The organism is Paenibacillus sp. J53TS2, assembly GCF_018403305.1.
In the GTDB taxonomy this organism is placed as follows: domain Bacteria; phylum Bacillota; class Bacilli; order Paenibacillales; family Paenibacillaceae; genus Fontibacillus; species Fontibacillus rhizolycopersici.
The window spans coordinates 438,589-457,874 of the sequence record NZ_BOSK01000004.1; the positions used below are offsets into that span (position 1 = coordinate 438,589).

Sequence of the window (19,286 nt, forward strand, 5' to 3'; positions counted from 1 at the left end):
TCAAGATGTTTAATCAGGTGAAAAGTCTAGTTTGGCTGCTCTTTTCTGTCAGTTCTTTTCTGGCTGCAACCCTTTATACCCTTGAAATCGAGAAGAACCAGAACGCTGCCTACGATGCGATTGCCATGCAGCTGCACGGCGTTGGGCGAAGTGTTTATGCTCATGAGGGGAAGGATTCCGTATGGGAAACGGCGGCGAACCTAGGCGATGACGATCTGCTGGAATTGACGAGTGAAAGGGTGACAGGGAATCAAATATTACATCGTTTTCCGGATTGGATCGATCACGGCGTAATTATCGAAGTGGACGGCGAAATCCTGAATGTCCCCCTGATTGGCCTGCTGGAAGATGAACTGGAGCAAAGCCGATCGCGCGCCGTAACCGTACTAGAGCTACGGGAGGAATATAGCGCGGAACGTATGAAAGATTCTTCCGGGAAAGAAATCCGCGTCATTTTTCGTAGAAAGTAGGTGGCTGGAGATGGTCAATGCCTTGTCCAAAATAACAGCCGCTCTGCTTGCCGTGCTGCTCCTGTTTCTGTTTCCAGCATTGCAAGCGGCGCAACGGCAGGAGGATATCCGGTATTTGGCTGCCTATCGGACATTAGTGCAGTTTACCGATGCGGTTCGGAACAAAGGGATCGTGACGCCAAAGATGTATGAGGATTTTATCCGCGAAATCGAAATCACTGGGGGAGGGTATGAGGTTGAATTGGAACACCGGCATAAAACCTATCATCCGGAATACGGTGATCCGGCCGACCCCACGTCCTTCCTGAACGACTTTAGCGTCGTCTACGATGCGTTTTATACTTCGGATATTTTGCAGGCGATGTTTCCAACCGGAACGGGGAACAAAGGTGACAACTATGTGCTCCAGGAAGGCGATTTCTTTGCTGTCACGGTTGTTGATCTTTCTCGCAGCCCGTTAGATATTTTATCGGAGTTTTTATATAACGGTGCAGGTAAAGAAAAGCCGTCTCTGCTAACCTATGGAGGTATAGTTCTAAATGAAGATTACTGACTGGGCTGTCATTTTTGTGTTGATCGTCGCTCCGATCTTTTGGCTGAACGGCCAGCGGGTGGAGAATCTGAGGGAAGTGAACCGGCTTGAAACCCGATATACTGCTGCAATGCGCACGGCAGTCCAAGATGCGGCGGTTGCGCTGAATCGAAACGAGCTCCAGCAATTCGAGAGCGGGTACGGATCAGAGAAATGGATGCGTGCGGATAAGGAGCAAGCGCTCGCCGCACTGCTTCGAAGTTTGTACCTAAACTTTGGGGTCGCTGACGATCCGGTGGGACAACACACGCTCCTCGGCTATATTCCAGCGGTTGTCGTCATGGATTATGATGGTTACTTTCTGTATTCGGCAGATGCTGAAAGGAACACGGATACATACGCATACCACTGGAGTGACAAAAAAAACTATACATACTCCGATGTTGACGGGAATAGCATCGCCTTGACTTTGGATAGGAAAGTAACAGCGTATGATGCTGCGGCAGACCGCTGGGTTAGCGGGCTGCAATCCGAGATCAAATCGGAAGTTTCCATTCCGCTGTTACAGAGCGATGAGGAATTTGAGGCCGTTCGGCGCGCTACGATCGTCCGCCTCATTGAAGAGGACTTAGCCCGGACGATCCGCCTTCACAATCTGCTCGCCGAGAAACGTGGCGTACACTATACTTTCACGTTGCCGGTCATCCCACAAGAGGACTGGAACAACACGCTGAATGATGTTGGAATTCTGGTATTTCTGCAAGGCATTCCAGTTGGGAATCTTCATTACAACAACTATGCAATAGGTGGGGGGAGGCTGGATCGAACGCCGACGATCCTGGGAGCGGTTGATCCCTCGACAGGGATGAAATACTTCTATCGAGAGTCCTGCTCAAAGGCTCGAGAGTTAGGATACCGTGAGGAAGAGATATTCTCCGGTGAACGTGAGGCAGCCGGAAACGGTTATTATCCGTTGGATTGTCGGACAAGCGGACCGTAAAGAGGAGATACACGTTGACGAAGGGGCCAGCTTTGGGCCGGCCCCTTTGCCAACGACAGCGATTATTTGAAGGAAGCATACCCTTCGTCTGCCATGACGACGCTACCGTTAATGGCACTAGCCTCGTCCAGCGTCAACAAGTAAACGGTATCTGCCACCTGTTCCGGTAATGTCAATTTGTTGCCCATCACTTTGGACTTCATCGAATCGACCATGCCCTTGTCTTTATAACCTTGGATGATCGGAGTATCGACGGCCCCAGGCGCCACAGCAATAACCCGGATACCCCAGTCTGCCATTTCCAGAGCGGCGGATTTGGTCATCATAATTACGGCACCCTTAGAGGCATGGTAGGCGAAGGTACCGGGGGAAGCAAGGAAGCCAAACACCGAAGCGGTGTTAATGATGACCCCTTTGATCCCTAGCTCACGCATTTTTTTGCCAGCGGCGATGATGCCGTACGCAACGCCATGCTGGTTCACCTGAATGACGTTATGATAATCGTTTAGATTTTGGTCCAGCACCGGGGTGACCCGGCCAATCCCGGCATTATTGAACATGACATCGATTCTTCCGTAAGTATCCACCGCTTTTTCTACCAAGGCTTCAACATCTTCATACTTAGAAACATCGGTTTTGACGAAGATGGCTTTACCTCCGTTTGCCATAATTTGTTCTGCGACTGCTTGTCCGCCAGCCTCATTAAAATCAGCTACAACGACCCGATCCCCTTTGGAGGCAAATTTGAAAGCGGTTTCTTTACCGATTCCACTAGCTCCCCCGGTCACGATGGCTACTCTGTTTTGTTGCATGAGTACTTCTCCTGCCTCTCTTTGATATTTATGAAGTTCTGTACTATGATTGTAACAAAAGTCATTGTTAAACAAAATTTATATATAATTAGTATCAAATAAGAATTACTTAAGAAGTGGTTCGACCGCAGGGAGGGAATTCCATGAACCTGGAGCAGTTGGAGTATATTGTAGATGTGGCAAAAACAAAATCGCTGACCAAAACGGCCCAAAACGCTCATGTTACTTTATCCGCTGTTAGCCAGTCCATCTCTTTACTGGAATCGGAACTTGGAGTGGTGTTATTTAACCGGTCGCGAGGGGTTGGTGCTGTTCCAACGCCGGAAGGACAGTCGATTATTGGACGAGCTGCAGAGATATTGACCAAACTCGAAGCCCTTCGGTCCGAAGCCAACTCCTACAGTGACAAGCTAAGCGGCGAGTTGATCATCGCAACGATCCCCGGTCCGATGCATTTATTGATGGAGGCGATTGCAGGCTTTAGGAAGGATTACCCTGAGGTCAAGGTCCGTATTTTCGAGCAGGGACCCAAAGAAATTTTGGATGAACTGCAAAGCGGAGGAATCGATCTTGGCTTTATCGCGCTGACATCGGATCTTCTGGCTCAACATAAAACATTACATTTTGAAAAGCTTTTTACCGGTAAAATGGTCGTTGGTGTACCTAAAACTTCATTGCTTGCTCTAGAGCGGTCGATGAAACCGGAGCAGCTTGTCGGATATTCCCTTGTCCTGTATGACGATGAGCATATTCGTCATTACTTAACTACTAGACTCGCAGAATACGGAGAGCCGGATATTTTGTTCGCTACCAACAATGTTCAGGCAATTCAAGGCGCGGTGAGGGAAGGGCTTGCGCTTACGGTTGGAGTGGATTATTCTTTCGAAAGCGGAGGGCAGGCGGATATCGTGCCGGTCGAGCTGGATCTGCCGGATTTTGGGCCGGTGTATTACGGCTGGGTAATCCCTAAAGGCAAACAGGCCTCAGCGATCACCAAATGCTTTATACGCCGGATACAATAAGATTCAAGGATATGAGCAGCGGAGAGGAGATTAAGGAAGGTTATGGATCAGGAACATCAAAGGAAACAACCGGATCGTTATTCGCGGCAAAGGTTGTTTACTCCTATAGGCAGTACCGGACAAGACAAGCTTGAGCAGGCGAAGGTACTGGTCGTCGGTGCGGGAGCGCTTGGCACCGGCATCGCTGAAACGCTAGTGCGCGCGGGAGTGGGCCATCTCGTGATCGCCGATCGGGATTATGTGGAATGGAGTAATTTGCAGCGACAACAGTTATTTTCTGAAGCGGACGCAGCCGAGCGGGTACCTAAAGCGATTGCTGCCCGACAGCGGTTAGCCGCGATCAACAGTCAGGTGCGCATCGATGCCCATGTGATGGATGTCGACCCGGAAGAGTTGGAAGATTTAATCTCTGGCGTCGATTTGATTATGGATGCGACGGATAATTTCGATACAAGATTGATGATCAATGATATATCGCAAAAATATCGCATTCCGTGGGTTTATGGCGGTTGCGTCGGAAGTTACGGCATTACTTACACGATCTTGCCAGGCGAGACCCCTTGCCTGAATTGCCTCCTGGGTACCGTACCGCTCGGCGGGGATACCTGCGACACGGTCGGTGTCATACCGCCTGCCGTACAGATGGTTGTGGCCCATCAAACAACAGAAGCTCTGAAGCTATTAACCGGGCACCCCGAGACACTTCGCGGTACATTGCTGACCTTTGATCTATGGCGGAACGAGCAAGCTACAATCAGGGTTGGTTCCGCCAAGCGGGATGACTGCCTTTCCTGTGGAAGCGGAGCTACCTTCCCGTATCTGTCCGCTTCCAGCCATCGGAAAACAGAAGTACTCTGCGGTAGGGATACGGTTCAGATTCGACCGGCCGCTAAACGAAACATTCAACTGCAAGAGATGGCGGATAAGTTGAGCCGATTGCAGGAGGGTACGGTAGAAGTCAACCCGTTTTTGCTTTCCTTTACGATTGGCGAACGTCGGTTGGTCTTGTTTACGGATGGGCGGGCACTCATTCATGGCACGCAAGATCCGGTCGAGGCCAGAACGATCTATGACCGTTATTTAGGTTAAGCCTAACCGAGATTGTATAGCGACGACCGAATGGTTTGCCGCAGGAATGACCATCTTATTAATGAAGAAATAGCAGATGCAGCGTAAGGTGGTCGCGCGATGAAAAGGTACATCATACTTGTGTTGGAGGATCCTGCCGAGGGAGAGCGTATCAAATCCGGGCTGGAGGAAGCCGGTTATCGAATCGGGTGGAGGCAGAACGAAATAGGCGTTCTTCGATGGCTGGAAGAGGACCTTCCGGATTTGCTGCTACTGGGTACGGATTTGCCGAATGATGCCTCGTCTGTCCTTCAGGAGGAAATTGGCCGATTTGCTCCGTTTCCGATCCTACTTTTGCTTAAGGAGTGGAGCTCGGAGGCGGTTGTCGCCGGTTTTGCCCGGGGAGCTAACGACGTGGTTCAGGTTACAATCCCCATGGCTGAACTGTATGCCCGAATTGGCCATTTGATTTCATTGTTCAAACGATTGGGGGATGGCTCCTTAACCGAGTTGTCGTTTGAGGATTTGCGAATGGAACTGCGCAGCCGCAAGGCGTGGAGAGACGGAGAACCTATCAAGTTGACGCCAAAGGAATTCGATTTGCTGCTTTTTCTGTTGAAACGGGCGGGGAAAGTGTGTGGGCGAGAGATGCTCTTACAGCAAGTGTGGGGTTATGATTTTGCAACAGGAACGAATGTGGTAGACGTCTATATCCGTCATTTGCGCAAAAAAATAGATAGCGGTCATACAAAAAAACTGTTGCATACCGTTCGTGGCACCGGATATATGCTTGGTTAAACAGGAAATAACCCGGACATTGGCATGCCAGGTTATCTTCAGGTCAAAAAGCCGCTGCGATCGATTGATCTATGCAACGACTTCTTGATTAAGTAGTATGGGGGGCTTGTCCGACTACAGGACGCGACGGGCCTTCAGATAAGTTCTTTTCCAGTTGCCCGAATTCAGATTGGAGATCGTTACACCTGGTTTACCATAAGTGTGCAGAATCTTTCCGCTACCCATGTAGATCGCCACATGCGTTACGTTTCTCCCGTTAGCCCGGCTGCCGCTGGAGAAGAACACCAAATCGCCAGCTTTCAGATTCGACTTTGAAACGGCATAACCCGCTTTCGCTTGCGCTGAGGACGTACGAGGCAAAGTAACGCCGTACTTTTTGAATACATATTTCGTAAACGAAGAGCAGTCGAATACTCGGGTCGTGGAAGTGGATGCACCGAATTTATATGGCGTGCCCAAAAAATTCTTACCGTAGTTTACAACTTGCGATCCTTTAGAAACGGCGGTGCTTGTTGCAGACTGGGCTTGTACAGGTTCAGCCCCGCTAGCAAGCAGCGTACTGAAACCGATGGCGGACGCAAGTCCGACCGTCAATACTTTTTGGAAAAGGGTGCGTTTATTCATGTAGTAGTACCTCCAAAGATATTGTTTTTTGACCGGTTCGTAAATGAAGTATAACAGATTTGTAATCTCCTAAAATATGGTATAATCTCCTAAAATCCATGCGTCCCAACGGTTTGACAGCGATTATTAAAATAACATTAAAGTTTACATTTTTTTAAGATGTAGAGATTTCCCTTTAAAATTGGAATGTAAAAAACCCTTGAAAATTCAAGGGTTTTTCTTTCTTTTCATATTTCATAAAAGGTGCAGAGATGGTTACAAAAATGAAATATATTAAAATGTTAGTCTCGACTTTGAATGATCAGCAGCCACCCCTCGCCGACATGTACCGTTCCGGTGGAAGCGACTAATTGATTGCTTACAGCCAGGGATTGTCCAATTCGGAGAGTGGCGTTATGTAGGGGATACATGAATCCATCGAGCGTAATACCGGTTACGACAGGGGTAAGCGGGAGCAGGGAGACATAGGAGTATCCGCGATCCTCGACTTGAGAGAAGGACCCGCACAATGTGATGTAATTATACTCATCCCAGATGGCACAGGTAATTCCTTGTTCTGCTGCACGAAGCAACATATGCAGATTGGCAAGCGTATGATCCAAGCGGGTTCCAATCACACCGGTTAACACGATTTCTGCAGGGTTTCTCCGTACGGCATGGTCAAAGGCCAGTTCCGTATCCGTTAAATCTTTGTCAACCGGATCGCAAGCTAGAAGTTCAATACTATATGTACGAATACGTTCCAATTCTTCCTCACTGACGGAATCGAAATCGCCTACCGCCAAATCCGGCTTCATTCCATGCTCAACCAAAAATAAGGCTCCACGGTCAGCTCCGATCAGAAAATCGTCCGGACGAACCTCCCGAAGCATTCCCGGATCTAAACGCCCACCGGCAAAAATAAGAACCCGGTTCACGGTCATTTCTATTCCTTCCTCTCACGCAAAAATATCTATTGCTTCAATAGTATAATTCAGATTTTAGGGTTGCACAATTTCACCGTGTGGGCCTACAATGGGGATTAATAAAAGAAGCTGACAGAGAAAGGCAGAGAAGGACGGAAGAGATGCATATCTTTGATATTTTTAGCATCATCGGGACAGTTGCTTTCGCGATGTCCGGCGCGTTCGTGGCCATGGAAGAGGAATATGACATTCTTGGCGTGCTGGTATTGGGTTTGGTCACCGCTTTTGGCGGCGGGATTATCCGCAACGTATTGATTGGCGTCCCGGTTACGACATTATGGGCGCAAGGGGATTTGATATTGCTGGCCGTGTTGTCGGTGTTTGTCGCTTTCGTGCTTCCGATGCCGTGGGTTCGCCACTGGAAGCGGACGGAGGTTTTGTTTGATGCGATCGGTTTGTCGGCTTTTGCCATCCAAGGGGCGTTATACGCGACGGAGATGAAACATCCGATGAGCGCGGTGTTGGTTGCGGCGGTACTAACAGGCATCGGGGGAGGGATTATCCGCGATCTGCTGGCCGGGCGTAAGCCGCTGGTGTTGCGAGACGAAATCTATGCCGTGTGGGCCATGCTGGCGGGGCTGGCGATTGGCATGGGATGGTTTGGGTCGACGGTGGAATTGATTCTGCTGTTTGTTGCCGTGGTCTTTTTCCGGATGCTGTCTGTTCATTATAAATGGAAGTTGCCTAGACGATCTTTGGCAACAGGAGACATTTATATCAGAGCGGAAGCAGATGCGGAGTCAACTCCCGAGCGGGCCATTGTACAAGATCAGACACCTTAAGTTACAGTCAGGCCGAATTGAACAAACACCAAGAGAGGCTGTCCTTAGTAGATGTAGGTTCTACGTTGGGCAGCCTCTGATTTTACAACAGCTTGTAAGCGCTATTTTAAGAAATGTACCATCGCGTCCGGGAGCTCTTGTTGCCAAAATCCCCATAGATGTTTGCCGTCCTTCTCGAAGTAGGCAACTTGGGCACCGCGTTCCTCCAAGAGGGCTTTGGCTCTGCGGTTCAGTTCAACAAAATTATAGGTACCCGTATCGGTAGTATAATGATCCTCCTGCAGTCCCACAATCATGAAGAGCGACAAATAGGAAAGATCGGTCTCTTGAGCAAGGATTTCCAGGGAAGGTTCATAGTAAGCGCCGGACAAGCTAATGATTTTGGAAAACAGTTCCGGGTTTTTCATAGCGAGATGGAGAGAGACGGTTGCCCCTAATGAATCTCCGGCCAGCACCCTTTCCGAAGGTTCGCGGCGAACCGGATAATTGCGTTCGATAAAGGGAATAATTTCTTCCGTGAAACAGCGCGTATAGGCTTCAAATCGGTTTCCAAACGGGGCATATTCCTCCGTGCGCACGGCGACGTTCACCTCCACGCCTACAATAATGAAAGGCTCGAGGCCTTCATCCAGAATCAGGCGATTGGCGTGCGTCGCGATACGACCGAAGTTGAAGAATTCCTCGCCGTCCTGACAGTAAATGACGGGATAACTGAGGATTTCGTTGTACCCAGGTGGAAGGTAAACGCGCAGGTAACGCTTTTCCCCTAAGAACTGGCTTTGGATTTCCTCTTTAATGATGGTTCGTTTCAAATAATTCGAATCCGTCATGGTTCTACACACACTCCCGGTTGGATGGATTTTGCTTTTGCCTGTTGAATCAAGTAACATTTACCATGAAATAGAGATAACGATAGCTTACCACAATATGGGTTGGTGTTATACTATTTTTGAAAAACTGTTACATACACAAAGATAAATATATAACACAATAATCCTTAATTCCTTTGACTTCTAGAATGAAACAGGAGTATAATAATTCTATAACAGAGGAACAAGTTAATCAAATTTTCAGTCGAGGTGAAAAAAATGAGCAAGATTCCTTATGAAGTATACACGGAAGAAGTTCAAGCTTTGACCGTGCTCTCGCCAGACGGTGAAATCGTTAACAAAGATAAAGTGCCGGCATTGTCCGACGATCAATTGAAAGAACTGATGTATCGCATGGTATTTACGCGTACCTGGGACGAACGTGCGATCAACTTGGGTCGCCAAGGCCGCCTCGGATTTTATGCACCGGTGTCCGGACAAGAAGCGACCATGGTAGGCAGTGAGTTCGCCCTGGACAAGAACGACTTTGTTTGCCCGGGTTACCGCGATATGCCGCAGCTCGTATGGCATGGTCTCCCGCTGTATCAAGCTTTCCTGTACTCCCGCGGTCATCAACACGGCGGACAAATTCCGGAAGGCGTCAACGTACTTATGCCTCAAATCATTATCGGCGCTCAAGTGTTGCACGCGATGGGGATCGCGATGGGCTTCAAGCTCAAGAAGCAAAAACAAGTGGCCATTACTTATACCGGTGACGGCGGTTCTTCGGAAGGCGATTTCTACGAAGCGCTGAACTACGCTGGAGTATTCAAACTGCCGGTTATTTTCTTCGTGCAAAATAACGGTTATGCCATCACCACACCGTTCGCAAAACAAACCGCAGCCTTGTCGATCGCTCATAAAGCAGTCGCTGCAGGGATCCGCGGCGTGAAAATCGACGGGATGGACGTGTTTGCAGTCATCAGTGCGGTGCAGGAAGCTGCTGAACGCGCTCGTAACGGCGAAGGCGCTACATTGATCGAAGCGGTTACTTACCGGTTCCGTCCGCACTCCCTGTCTGACGATACTTCGAAGTACCGGACGAAGGAAGAAGAAGGACAATGGGGCGAGAAAGATCCAATCGCTCGCTTGGCTAAATATTTGGAGAAGAAAGGTCTTTGGACCGAAGAAGATACCGCTCGGGTGAAAGAAGAAGCGAAAGCAAAAGTCAACGAGCAAATCAAGAAAGCGGAACAAACAGAAAAAATGACAATTCCAGGCCTGATCGACAGCATGTTCGAAAAAACTCCGAAGCACTTGGAAGAGCAAAAGGCCGATTTTCAATAATACGTACGTGTAAACTAGTCTGATCGTTCTATAGAGGAGGATACAAGCAATGGCACAAATGAATATGAAAGAAGCGATTCGCGACGCCATGCGCGTCGAATTGCAACGCGATCCAAACGTTCTGATTTTCGGCGAAGACGTAGGTAATGTCGGTGGGGTGTTCCGCGTAACGGAAGGCCTGCAGAAAGAATTCGGGGAAGAACGCGTCATGGATACGCCGCTGGCGGAATCGGCCATCGGTGGTATGGCGGTAGGTCTGGGGATTCAAGGTTTCCGTCCGATCGCAGAAATCCAGTTTGTCGGTTTTATTTTTGAAGCTTTGGACCAAATTCTCGTACAAGCAGCCCGGATGCGTTACCGTTCCGGCGGACGTTACCACGCTCCCGTCGTATTCCGCACCCCGTTTGGCGGCGGCGTTAAAGCAGCCGAGCTGCATACGGATGCCTTGGAGGGCCTGATCGCCCAAACCCCAGGGATCAAGCTCGTGATTCCTTCGAACCCTTACGACGCGAAGGGACTGTTGATCTCCGCTATTCGCGATAACGATCCAGTCTTCTTTATGGAACACTTGAACCTGTACCATGCCTTCCGTGATGAGGTTCCTGAAGGAGAATACACGATTGAACTGGGTAAAGCCAACATCGTTCGCGAAGGTTCGGATGTAACGATTCTCGCTTATGGCCTCATGGTTCATACAGCTGTTAAAGCAGCGGAAGAATTGGAGAAAACCAAAGGCATCAAAGCCGAAGTCATTGACCTGCGTACGCTCGTGCCGCTGGACATCGATACGATTGTTGCCTCGGTGAAGAAGACAAATCGCGCCATCATTGTTCAAGAAGCGCAAAAATCGGCCGGCATCGCAGCGGAAGTCATCGCGCAAATCAACGAGAAAGCGATTCTGCACCTTGAAGCTCCTGTCCTTCGCATCGCTCCGCCGGATACCATATATCCGTTCGCGCAAATCGAAGACCAATGGCTACCGTCCCCGGCTCGCGTGATCGAGGGCGTTAACAAAGTGCTTGAATTCTAAATCGAAGAACAAAATAGGAGGTCTTTCCTGTGGCTAAGTTTGAATATCGGTTCCCTGAACTGGGCGAAGGCTTGCATGAAGGTGAAATCATCAAAATGCATGTCAAGCCAGGGGACAAAGTAACAGATGAAGATATCATCATGGAGGTACAAAACGACAAAGCCGTCGTTGAAGTGCCGTGTCCTGTTAATGGTGTAGTACAAGAAGTGTTCGGTAAAGACGGCGCCGTATTCCGCGTAGGCGATGTCGTAGCCGTGATCGAAGCCGAAGGCGATCTTCCCGAACAAGAAGGAGCTCCGGCTCCAGCTGCAGAGGCAAGCGCTCCGGTTGCTACGGCAGCAGCTCCTGCTCCTCAAGCGGCAGCTTCCTCATCCAAATTCGAATACCGGTTCCCTGAACTGGGCGAAGGTTTGCATGAAGGCGAAATTATCAAAATGCACATCAAACCAGGCGATAAGGTTACGGACGAAGATATCATCATGGAAGTGCAAAATGATAAAGCCGTCGTTGAAGTACCTTGTCCGGTGAACGGTACGGTTCTTGAAGTATTCGGAAAAGACGGCGCGATCTTCCGCGTTGGAGACGTTGTAGCTGTTATTGATGCAGAAGGCGATGTGCCAGAACAAGCCGCAGCTCCAGAGCAAGCGCATGACGCACCTAAGGCCGCTGCTGGTGCGCCGGCTGCAGCCGCAGCTCCGGTCGCTCCAAACCGTGAGATTCTCGCTACCCCTAGCGTACGTAAATATGCTCGTGAACAAGGCGTGAATTTGTCCCAAGTTCCAGGTACAGGGAAAGCCGGGAAAATCACGAGAGAAGACGTCGACAACTTCAAGAAAGGCGGAGCTGCCGCCGGTGCTCCAACCCAAGCTGCAGCACCTGCACAAGCCGCGGCTCCAGCCGCAGCAGCCAAAGCTCCAGCCGCTGCTGCACCAACAGCGATTTCTACGGACGGCGAAGAAGAACGCGTACCGTTTAAAGGCATTCGCAAAGCGATTTCCAATGCGATGGTTAAATCGGCTTACACCGCGCCTCATGTTACCATCATGGACGAAGTGGACGTCACCGAATTGGTCGCTTTCCGTACGCGGATGAAACCGATCGCCGAGAAGAAAGGCATTAAGGTTACTTATCTTCCATTCATCGTGAAAGCTTTGGTTGCCGCATCCCGTCAATTCCCGGCTCTGAATGCTTCGATTGATGAAGTGAACAACGAGATCGTGTATAAGAAATTCTATAACATCGGGATTGCAACGGACACCGATAATGGTCTGATCGTTCCCGTGATCAAAGATGCGGATCGGAAGAGCATCTGGATGATCGCCGAAGCCATTAAGGACCTGGCAGCCCGTGGCCGTGAAGGCAAACTGGCAGCGAACGAGATGAAAGGCAGCACGATTTCGATCACAAACATCGGTTCTGCCGGCGGTATGTTCTTTACGCCAATCATCAACTATCCTGAAGTTGCGATCCTTGGAACCGGCCGGATCAGTGAGAAACCGGTTGTCAAAAACGGCGAAATTGTTGTCGCTCCGGTGATGGCTTTGTCCCTCAGCTTTGACCACCGTCTGATCGACGGCGCGACGGCGCAAAACTTTATGAACTATATCAAACAGCTGCTCGCGAATCCTGAGCTGCTCGTTATGGAGGTGTAATCAATGGTAGTAGGAGATGCTTCTCTAGATATTGATACATTAGTTGTCGGTGCAGGTCCCGGCGGATATGTGGCGGCCATTCGTGCCGCCCAGCTCGGGCAAAAGGTGATCATCGTTGACAAATCGGAGCTTGGCGGCGTCTGCTTGAACCGCGGTTGTATCCCGTCCAAAGCGCTGATCTCGGCCGCTCACCAATACGAGTCCGCTCAACATGCCGATGCCTTCGGGATTACGGCAGAGAACGTGAAAGTGGACTTCAAGAAAACGCAAGAATTCAAGAACGGCGTTGTCAAGAAGATGACCCAAGGCGTTGGCGGCTTGCTTAAAGGTAACAAGGTCGAAGTTTTCAGCGGTGAAGTGATGTTCATCAACGAAAACGAAGCTCGTGCGTTCAACGAGCACGAATCGCCGCGTTACCGCTTCAAGCATTGCATTCTGGCTACCGGTTCCCGCCCGATCGAGCTGAAACCTTTCCCGTTTGGCGGACGCATCTTGTCCTCGACAGAAGCGCTTGAGCTGCAAGAAATTCCGAGCAGCCTTGTCGTCATCGGCGGCGGTTATATCGGCGCTGAGCTTGGCCAAATGTTCTCCAAGTTTGGCACCAAAGTAACGATCATCGAAGGTATGGATACCGTATTGCCAGGCTTCGACAAAGACATGACCCGTCTGGTTGCCAAGAACATGGCGAAGACCGGCATCGAAATCGTAACGAACGCTAAAGCCGAAAGCGCGGAACAAACCGATAAGAACGTAACGGTGAAATATTCCGTGAACGGCGAAAGTAAAGAAGTCACTGCCGACTACCTGCTGGTGACCGTTGGCCGTCGTCCAAACACTGATGGCGATCTGGGTCTGGATCTGGCTGGCGTGGAGTTGACTGACCGTGGTTTGGTCAAAGTTGACCATCAAGGACGCACCAGCAACCCGAACATCTTTGCGATCGGCGATATCGTGGCTGGCCCTGCGCTTGCACACAAAGCTTCCTACGAAGGAAAAGTGGCGGCCGAAGCGATCGCAGGACTTCCTTCCGTGGTGGATTACAAAGCAATCCCAGCGGTTGTCTTTACGGATCCAGAATGCTCTAGCGTAGGTCTGACGGAGTCGGAAGCGAAAGACAAAGGCTTTAAGGTCAAAGCCGGCAAGTTCCCATTCGCAGGCAATGGTCGCGCAACTTCCTTGAATCAGCCTGAAGGCTTCATCAAGATCGTGGCGAACGCAGATAACAACGTGGTGCTCGGCGCGCAAATCGTCGGGATCGAAGCTTCCAACTTGATCGCTGAGCTGGGCCTTGCGGTTGAAATGGGGGCAACACTCGAAGACATCTCGTTGACCATTCACGCTCACCCGACCTTGGGCGAAATCGTAATGGAAACGGCCGAGTTGGTTGAAGGTCATCCTATTCACGTAATTTCTCGCTAATTTTAGCGATTTTATCTCCCACTCCTCCTAAGAGTGGATCAACTCCTAAGTCTATTGGGCAAGGCCGTGTTCACGGTCTTGCCCTTTTTTTGTGCGGGGTTGGTCAAGTTATTTCGGTTGGATTAAGCGAAAAGCTGTTATTTTACCCCGAGCCGCATGCGATAACAGAATAGGATGTTGCGAGCTTCAGCCCCGAAAGCTTGATTCACTTGTTCGCGGAATTGCTCAGCAGCAGAAAGTATTTCGTTCGCCCCTAATTTTAAAGCGGTTTGCAAACCCCCTTGACTGAGGGCCAGATTCGCATATCGATCGGCGTCACAACTCTCCCAATGGTGAAATACGATCTCTCGTGAATAGTGGAAGAGGCCGCTCTTGCGGATTTGCTGCAGATGCTGGTCTTTAGGCCACTTGTACGCTTCTTTGTCGTTGTCGATCAGTTCGCTTGCGCGTTTTTCGGCGAAATCGACGAGTTGTATGTATGCCTGCTCGAGCTCAGGGCTGGCGGCCGGCGGCCAATCGCAATCGTAAGCAGCAAATATGCCTCCAGGGCGCAGCACTCTGGCGAACTCCTGGAGCGTTGGTTGAGGGTCCATCCAATGGAAGGATTGAGAGCAGGTGACGAGATCTACGGAGGAGGGCTCCAACGGCAATTCGGTGGACAAACCCTTGACGAATTGAAGCTGCGCTGGGCAGTTGCTTTCCCGCCAGCGATTCATTGCTACGGCGCGCATATCGTCGTTAGGCTCGATCCCAATGATTTGCTTCGCATGATTTAGCCAGGCAAAAGAGGAGAGGCCCGTACCGCAGCCAACATCCGCAACTATTTCCGGAGAACGGCCCAAAACCATCGATAAAATACGGATGACTTCGTCCGGCGCCTTGGGGCGGTTTTGATCGTAGAGTTCGCTGAACCCGTTGAATCGATCAATGTTATTTCGGCTAACCTGTTGACTCATATGTCGATCTCCTTTTCGCTCGAAAGATAGGTGTTCGTACCGATTATACAGCAAAATGAGCTTGGGCTAAAAAAAGGGGTTCCTGGTCAAATCGACCAAGAACCCCTTTTACAAATTAGATGAATAGATTAATTCCCGATTGGTCGGCCTTACCCAAGTAGTAACCGACTCCGCCGATTTTGACCCCGTCGATCAACTCTTCCTGGCGGATGCCCATCAGATCCATCGACATTTGGCAGGCGACGATTTCGACGCCTTGGTTGATGGCACTGGCCATGAGTTCTTCTAGGGAGGAAACGTTGTTATTTTTCATCACGCCACGAATCATCTTGGCTCCCATCCCAAGCATGTTCATGCGGGAGAGAGACAACTTATGGCTGCCGCGCGGCATCATCGCACCGAACATGCGACCGATGAAGGTTTTGGCGACGGGGACCTTCTCCGATTTACGGAGAATATTCAGCCCCCAGAAGGTGAAGAATAACGTCACTTTCTTGCCGCTGGCCGCGGCGCCATTGGCGATGATAAATGAGGCAATCGCCTTATCCAAGTCACCGCTAAATACAATCATCGTTGAGCCTTCCGGCGTTGTTGTCGGTTGAACCGAAGTGTCGCCAAGCCGGACCGGGTCTTCCTTGCAAATATAGGCTTCGATCATCCCGTTCGCATTCTTGGTAACCTGGAGCATACGGTGTTTGGACATGGTCGCCCATGCCTGCACATCCTCATAGAATCCAGGGTCAGAGGCGGTCACGTGCAGAACCTGTCCGGCTTCCAAACGATCCATGGATTGTTTGACCTGAATCAGTGGACCGGGGCAGCACAAACCGCAAGCATCAAGCTCCGCATCGGCATGCAGTTTGGAATCACCGGACACTTGGCTTGTTGCCGGAGCTAACGAAGTTGCGGCGATTTCTGCTTTTGCCACACGATCAACGGGGCAATCCGGGGAATCGGACCGACCCGGCTGGTAATTAGCCATTTGATAGAGCTTGTAACCTCCGGTCAAATTGCGAACCTTATAGCCTTTTTGCTGCAGAATTCGTGAAGCGGTATACCCGCGCAACCCGACTTGGCAGTAAACCCAAATCTCCTTGTCCCGATCTAGTTCATTCAGGCGATCACGCAATTCGTCAACCGGGATTAGCAGGGAGTCAGGGATATGTCCGTTGGCATGCTCCATCTCAGAACGAACATCGACCAACTGGGTCGTTTGCACGTCCCGGGTTGTCAAATCCTGCGGGACGAACAACCGAACGCGTCCGCTTAATACGTTCTCCGCAGTATAAGCGGCCATGTTCACCGGATCCTTTGCTGAAGAGTACGGAGGGGCGTAGGCCAATTCCAGTTCCGTCAAATCCGTTACCGTCCCCCGGAAACGAATCACGGTCGCGATATCATCGATCCGTTTATCTACCCCGTCATATCCGACAGCCTGCGCGCCTAGCACAGTACCGTCAGGCTTAAATAACAGCTTGATCGATAGGGGGGTGGCGCCGGGATAGTAAGAAGCATGAGAATTGGGATGAACCACCGTGACATGATAAGGGATCCCTAACCGCTGGAGCGTTCTCTCATTGTTCCCCGTGGCCGCTCCGGTAAGACCAAAGACTTTGATAATGGACGTGCCTTGCGAGCCTTTATATGTGGTTCCAAGACCACAGACATTGTCCGCAGCGATACGCCCCTGCTTGTTGGCAGGACCAGCCAGCGGAATTGCTGTTTTGGAACCATTAACAAAATCAACGACTTCAACCGCATCCCCAACGGCATAAATATCCGGAATGCTAGTTTCCAGTTTGTCGTTTACAACAATATGGCCTCTTGGCCCCAGTTCCAAGCCGGTTTCTTTCAGAAAAGCTGTATCCGGTGTAACTCCAATCGCCAAAATTACGATATCAGCCGATAATTCACGCTCGTCCGAAGTATGCACCTTAATGTAGTTACCTTGTTCTGTAAACGAGGTGACGGTCTGCGACATTAAAAGGTTAACGCCATGATCCTCCAGTTCCTTGGCAAGGACTCCTGACATCTCGGCGTCAAATGGCGCGAGAATTTGCGGACCGCCTTCGATCAACGTGACCTCAAGCCCGATTTCTCGCAAGTTCTCGGCCATTTCCACGCCAATAAATCCGCCGCCAATGACGATGGCGGAAGAAGCGCGTTCTTCGACAACCCGACGTTTGATACGGTCCGTATCCGGAATATTCCGCAGCGTATGGATCCGGCTGCTTTCAATGCCAGGGAGATTCGGTCGGATGGGTTTCGCACCGGGCGACAAAATCACCGCATCATAACTTTCTCGATATTCGCCGCGCTCTTTGCTGCGGACTAGTGCCGTTTTGCTGGTAGGATCGATTCCAATTACTTCGCTCTCGGTGCGGACATCGATGTTAAAGCGACGATGCATCGCTTCCGGTGTCTGGACCAGCAGCTTTGATCGATCCTTGATCGAATCACCGATATAGTAGGGGAGCCCGCAGTTGGCAAAGGAAATATAAGGGTCCCGTTCGAACATGACGATATGGGCTTCTTCATCCAAGCGACGAAGTCTGGCGGCCGCAGAGGCACCGCCGGCAACACCGCCGACAATTAATACTTTTTTGCTCATCGTTTATTGTTCCTCCTCGAACAGATGGCGAACCAACTTAATGACTTTTTCATTCGCCAACTGATAATTGACTTCCAAACCGCTGCGTTCGGATTCGACGATCCCTAAACTGCGCAGCTTCTGCAGGTGCTGGGATACGGTCGATTGCGGCAGTTCCAAACATTCCTGCATGTACGTCACGTTGCATTGCTTCTTGTCCAGCAAGCCGCGGACGATGCATAATCGTACCGGATGTGCCAGAGCTTTCAACATTTCCGCAGCTTCCTGATAGGCTTTGAAATTGTTATCCATGAAAGTTCACCTCGGTTTCCTGATAATCATTATATCCTAATATTACGATATAGCAATATGAAATGCAAAATAGGTTGCTGCCAATCTTTACAATTCAGTGCGATTTCAACAATAATCAGATGAATAGGCAAAAGATGGGGAGGTTTATCGTTGTGCGAAAAACAGGCATACTTCTGCTGATGATCCTGACACTATCCGGCTGTATCCAAAGGGAAGATCAAGAAGTTCTGATTGAAAGGGAGACCCCGGTTCAACTCGAACCCGGTCCACTTGACAATGGAGAGGTAAATGAAATGGAGACACCTGATCCTGCCATACCTTCTGAACCGGGAGGTGAGGTTGATGTGGACCGTCTGAGTCAGGTATTTGGTTTTGCCGACGAAAATGGACGGCGCTTGTTGGTTAGCGGATCAGAGGATATATCTAAGGAAACGCTATCAGGGATGACTCAGGCCATTGGCGAGAAAGGGAGCTTGATTTCCGTCGTCTATGAAGGTTGGCAGGAGGGGGACGACGCCAACACCGGAAGGGACACGACTCCCAATTTCTCGCATTTGCCGGGGCATATCTTTGCCGTTACCGAAGGTGTGGCGCAACCCAATGCCACCTATTATTTCTTTCAGAGTGAGCAGATTCCGCTGGATTCTTTGCTTCCGATCACGTTCGACGGCCAAGTGGAATTGGATTCCGACCTGGGGGAACAAATTGAGAAAGAAAAAGGCCGAGACATTCACCAATTATGGCGGTTAGCAACTCTAGGCGGAGAAGCTGAACTTGATTTGGCTTTATTTCGTCCAGACGGCCCGGATCACCTGTTTTGTATCATTCTAAAACAGGGCGATAACTTGGCCGTCCTGGACTTTCCTGCAACAACAGAAGACTCTTACAGTGTCTGGCGCGTAGATGACCAAGGGGAGATCGCACCCCATCACTTTACTTTTCTGTTTGCGGCCAGAACCTCTGAGCAGGGAATTCTCATCGGTATGGAGTGGCATGGGACGGAAGGAATTAATACGCTCCTTCTTCACGGTACGGAGAAACGTTTAGTTAAGCTCGAAACCCGTTACGGACGCTACACGTCTCCATGACCAGATTAAC

General features: G+C 50.2%; 19 protein-coding genes. 12 read left to right on the forward strand and 7 right to left on the reverse strand.

Annotated elements, in window-relative coordinates; translation table 11 throughout:
* The first annotated feature begins 5 nt into the window (after positions 1 to 5).
* The 3 genes from KJS42_RS12170 to KJS42_RS12180 are packed head-to-tail and all read left to right on the forward strand — an operon-like array spanning position 6 to position 2,002.
* Positions 6 to 470 (forward strand): hypothetical protein, encoded by a 465-nt coding sequence (locus tag KJS42_RS12170; protein WP_213622986.1) that lies wholly within the window; start codon positions 6 to 8, stop codon positions 468 to 470.
* Between the two features lie 10 nt (positions 471 to 480).
* A complete protein-coding gene (locus tag KJS42_RS12175) occupies positions 481 to 1,023 on the forward strand; it encodes a hypothetical protein (RefSeq protein ID WP_213622987.1) in 543 nt (180 codons plus the stop codon).
* Positions 1,010 to 2,002: a hypothetical protein gene (locus KJS42_RS12180; protein WP_213622988.1), complete on the forward strand. Its 993-nt coding sequence runs from the start codon at positions 1,010 to 1,012 to the stop codon at positions 2,000 to 2,002. Before KJS42_RS12175 ends, KJS42_RS12180 begins: the two co-directional genes overlap by 14 nt.
* 62 nt (positions 2,003 to 2,064) lie before the next feature.
* On the opposite strand, the gene KJS42_RS12185 is transcribed toward KJS42_RS12180, so the two are convergent.
* On the reverse strand, positions 2,065 to 2,814 hold the full coding sequence (locus KJS42_RS12185; RefSeq protein ID WP_155605885.1) for an SDR family NAD(P)-dependent oxidoreductase: 750 nt from the start codon (positions 2,812 to 2,814) through the stop codon (positions 2,065 to 2,067).
* A 143-nt stretch (positions 2,815 to 2,957) separates the two neighbouring features.
* On the opposite strand from KJS42_RS12185, the gene KJS42_RS12190 reads away from it, so the two are divergent.
* From KJS42_RS12190 to KJS42_RS12200, 3 genes are all read left to right on the forward strand, one after another.
* Positions 2,958 to 3,836, forward strand: a complete 879-nt coding sequence (locus tag KJS42_RS12190; RefSeq protein ID WP_193416181.1) for a LysR family transcriptional regulator — start codon at positions 2,958 to 2,960, stop codon at positions 3,834 to 3,836.
* 42 nt (positions 3,837 to 3,878) lie between these two features.
* Positions 3,879 to 4,925 (forward strand): MoeB/ThiF family adenylyltransferase, encoded by a 1,047-nt coding sequence (locus KJS42_RS12195; protein ID WP_213622989.1) that lies wholly within the window; start codon positions 3,879 to 3,881, stop codon positions 4,923 to 4,925.
* A gap of 99 nt (positions 4,926 to 5,024) precedes the next feature.
* The gene (locus KJS42_RS12200; protein ID WP_193416183.1) at positions 5,025 to 5,702 is read left to right on the forward strand and encodes a response regulator transcription factor; all 678 of its coding nucleotides are present in this window, start codon (positions 5,025 to 5,027) and stop codon (positions 5,700 to 5,702) included.
* A gap of 114 nt (positions 5,703 to 5,816) precedes the next feature.
* On the opposite strand, the gene KJS42_RS12205 is transcribed toward KJS42_RS12200, so the two are convergent.
* Complete coding sequence (locus tag KJS42_RS12205) at positions 5,817 to 6,326, reverse strand: C40 family peptidase (protein ID WP_193416184.1); 510 nt, start codon at positions 6,324 to 6,326, stop codon at positions 5,817 to 5,819.
* A gap of 281 nt (positions 6,327 to 6,607) precedes the next feature.
* A complete protein-coding gene (locus KJS42_RS12210) occupies positions 6,608 to 7,249 on the reverse strand; it encodes a thiamine diphosphokinase (protein ID WP_213622990.1) in 642 nt (213 codons plus the stop codon).
* Between the two features lie 143 nt (positions 7,250 to 7,392).
* On the opposite strand from KJS42_RS12210, the gene KJS42_RS12215 reads away from it, so the two are divergent.
* Complete coding sequence (locus tag KJS42_RS12215) at positions 7,393 to 8,073, forward strand: trimeric intracellular cation channel family protein (protein ID WP_155605891.1); 681 nt, start codon at positions 7,393 to 7,395, stop codon at positions 8,071 to 8,073.
* 101 nt (positions 8,074 to 8,174) lie between these two features.
* Here the strand turns inward: KJS42_RS12215 and KJS42_RS12220 are convergent, their stop codons facing one another.
* Complete coding sequence (locus KJS42_RS12220; RefSeq protein ID WP_213622991.1) at positions 8,175 to 8,903, reverse strand: alpha/beta hydrolase; 729 nt, start codon at positions 8,901 to 8,903, stop codon at positions 8,175 to 8,177.
* A 258-nt stretch (positions 8,904 to 9,161) separates the two neighbouring features.
* Between KJS42_RS12220 and pdhA the strand changes: the two genes are divergently transcribed.
* From pdhA to lpdA, 4 genes are read left to right on the forward strand one after another with little or no spacing between them, the layout of a single operon-like run.
* On the forward strand, positions 9,162 to 10,229 hold the full coding sequence (gene pdhA, locus KJS42_RS12225; RefSeq protein ID WP_155605893.1) for a pyruvate dehydrogenase (acetyl-transferring) E1 component subunit alpha: 1,068 nt from the start codon (positions 9,162 to 9,164) through the stop codon (positions 10,227 to 10,229).
* Between the two features lie 49 nt (positions 10,230 to 10,278).
* Positions 10,279 to 11,259 (forward strand): alpha-ketoacid dehydrogenase subunit beta, encoded by a 981-nt coding sequence (locus KJS42_RS12230; RefSeq protein WP_155605894.1) that lies wholly within the window; start codon positions 10,279 to 10,281, stop codon positions 11,257 to 11,259.
* Positions 11,260 to 11,288: 29 nt separating this feature from the next.
* Complete coding sequence (locus KJS42_RS12235; RefSeq protein WP_213622992.1) at positions 11,289 to 12,911, forward strand: 2-oxo acid dehydrogenase subunit E2; 1,623 nt, start codon at positions 11,289 to 11,291, stop codon at positions 12,909 to 12,911.
* 3 nt (positions 12,912 to 12,914) lie between these two features.
* Positions 12,915 to 14,330, forward strand: coding sequence for a dihydrolipoyl dehydrogenase (gene lpdA / locus KJS42_RS12240; protein WP_155605895.1), 1,416 nt, complete (start codon positions 12,915 to 12,917; stop codon positions 14,328 to 14,330).
* Between the two features lie 137 nt (positions 14,331 to 14,467).
* On the opposite strand, the gene KJS42_RS12245 is transcribed toward lpdA, so the two are convergent.
* The 3 genes from KJS42_RS12245 to KJS42_RS12255 all read right to left on the reverse strand — a co-directional run bounded on the left by KJS42_RS12245 (position 14,468) and on the right by KJS42_RS12255 (position 18,188).
* Positions 14,468 to 15,286 carry a class I SAM-dependent methyltransferase gene (locus tag KJS42_RS12245; RefSeq protein WP_193416189.1) on the reverse strand — a complete coding sequence of 273 codons (819 nt, stop codon included), beginning with the start codon at positions 15,284 to 15,286 and terminating at the stop codon, positions 14,468 to 14,470.
* 115 nt (positions 15,287 to 15,401) lie between these two features.
* On the reverse strand, positions 15,402 to 17,897 hold the full coding sequence (locus KJS42_RS12250) for an FAD-dependent oxidoreductase (RefSeq protein ID WP_213622993.1): 2,496 nt from the start codon (positions 17,895 to 17,897) through the stop codon (positions 15,402 to 15,404).
* A gap of 3 nt (positions 17,898 to 17,900) precedes the next feature.
* Positions 17,901 to 18,188, reverse strand: a complete 288-nt coding sequence (locus KJS42_RS12255; protein WP_155605898.1) for an ArsR/SmtB family transcription factor — start codon at positions 18,186 to 18,188, stop codon at positions 17,901 to 17,903.
* A 152-nt stretch (positions 18,189 to 18,340) separates the two neighbouring features.
* Here KJS42_RS12255 and KJS42_RS12260 point away from each other — a divergent pair, with 152 nt between their 5' ends.
* Positions 18,341 to 19,276: a hypothetical protein gene (locus KJS42_RS12260; protein WP_193416191.1), complete on the forward strand. Its 936-nt coding sequence runs from the start codon at positions 18,341 to 18,343 to the stop codon at positions 19,274 to 19,276.
* The last annotated feature ends 10 nt before the right edge of the window (positions 19,277 to 19,286 follow it).

Bases quoted from the DNA above. Each gene is read 5' to 3' on its own strand.
- KJS42_RS12170 (WP_213622986.1), top strand. From the start codon at position 6: ATGTTTAATCAGGTGAAAAGTCTAGTTTGGCTGCTCTTTTCTGTCAGT.
- KJS42_RS12175 (WP_213622987.1), top strand. From the start codon at position 481: ATGGTCAATGCCTTGTCCAAAATAACAGCCGCTCTGCTTGCCGTGCTG.
- KJS42_RS12180 (WP_213622988.1), top strand. From the start codon at position 1,010: ATGAAGATTACTGACTGGGCTGTCATTTTTGTGTTGATCGTCGCTCCG.
- KJS42_RS12185 (WP_155605885.1), bottom strand. From the start codon at position 2,814: ATGCAACAAAACAGAGTAGCCATCGTGACCGGGGGAGCTAGTGGAATC.
- KJS42_RS12190 (WP_193416181.1), top strand. From the start codon at position 2,958: ATGAACCTGGAGCAGTTGGAGTATATTGTAGATGTGGCAAAAACAAAA.
- KJS42_RS12195 (WP_213622989.1), top strand. From the start codon at position 3,879: ATGGATCAGGAACATCAAAGGAAACAACCGGATCGTTATTCGCGGCAA.
- KJS42_RS12200 (WP_193416183.1), top strand. From the start codon at position 5,025: ATGAAAAGGTACATCATACTTGTGTTGGAGGATCCTGCCGAGGGAGAG.
- KJS42_RS12205 (WP_193416184.1), bottom strand. From the start codon at position 6,326: ATGAATAAACGCACCCTTTTCCAAAAAGTATTGACGGTCGGACTTGCG.
- KJS42_RS12210 (WP_213622990.1), bottom strand. From the start codon at position 7,249: ATGACCGTGAACCGGGTTCTTATTTTTGCCGGTGGGCGTTTAGATCCG.
- KJS42_RS12215 (WP_155605891.1), top strand. From the start codon at position 7,393: ATGCATATCTTTGATATTTTTAGCATCATCGGGACAGTTGCTTTCGCG.
- KJS42_RS12220 (WP_213622991.1), bottom strand. From the start codon at position 8,903: ATGACGGATTCGAATTATTTGAAACGAACCATCATTAAAGAGGAAATC.
- pdhA (WP_155605893.1), top strand. From the start codon at position 9,162: ATGAGCAAGATTCCTTATGAAGTATACACGGAAGAAGTTCAAGCTTTG.
- KJS42_RS12230 (WP_155605894.1), top strand. From the start codon at position 10,279: ATGGCACAAATGAATATGAAAGAAGCGATTCGCGACGCCATGCGCGTC.
- lpdA (WP_155605895.1), top strand. From the start codon at position 12,915: ATGGTAGTAGGAGATGCTTCTCTAGATATTGATACATTAGTTGTCGGT.
- KJS42_RS12245 (WP_193416189.1), bottom strand. From the start codon at position 15,286: ATGAGTCAACAGGTTAGCCGAAATAACATTGATCGATTCAACGGGTTC.
- KJS42_RS12250 (WP_213622993.1), bottom strand. From the start codon at position 17,897: ATGAGCAAAAAAGTATTAATTGTCGGCGGTGTTGCCGGCGGTGCCTCT.
- KJS42_RS12255 (WP_155605898.1), bottom strand. From the start codon at position 18,188: ATGGATAACAATTTCAAAGCCTATCAGGAAGCTGCGGAAATGTTGAAA.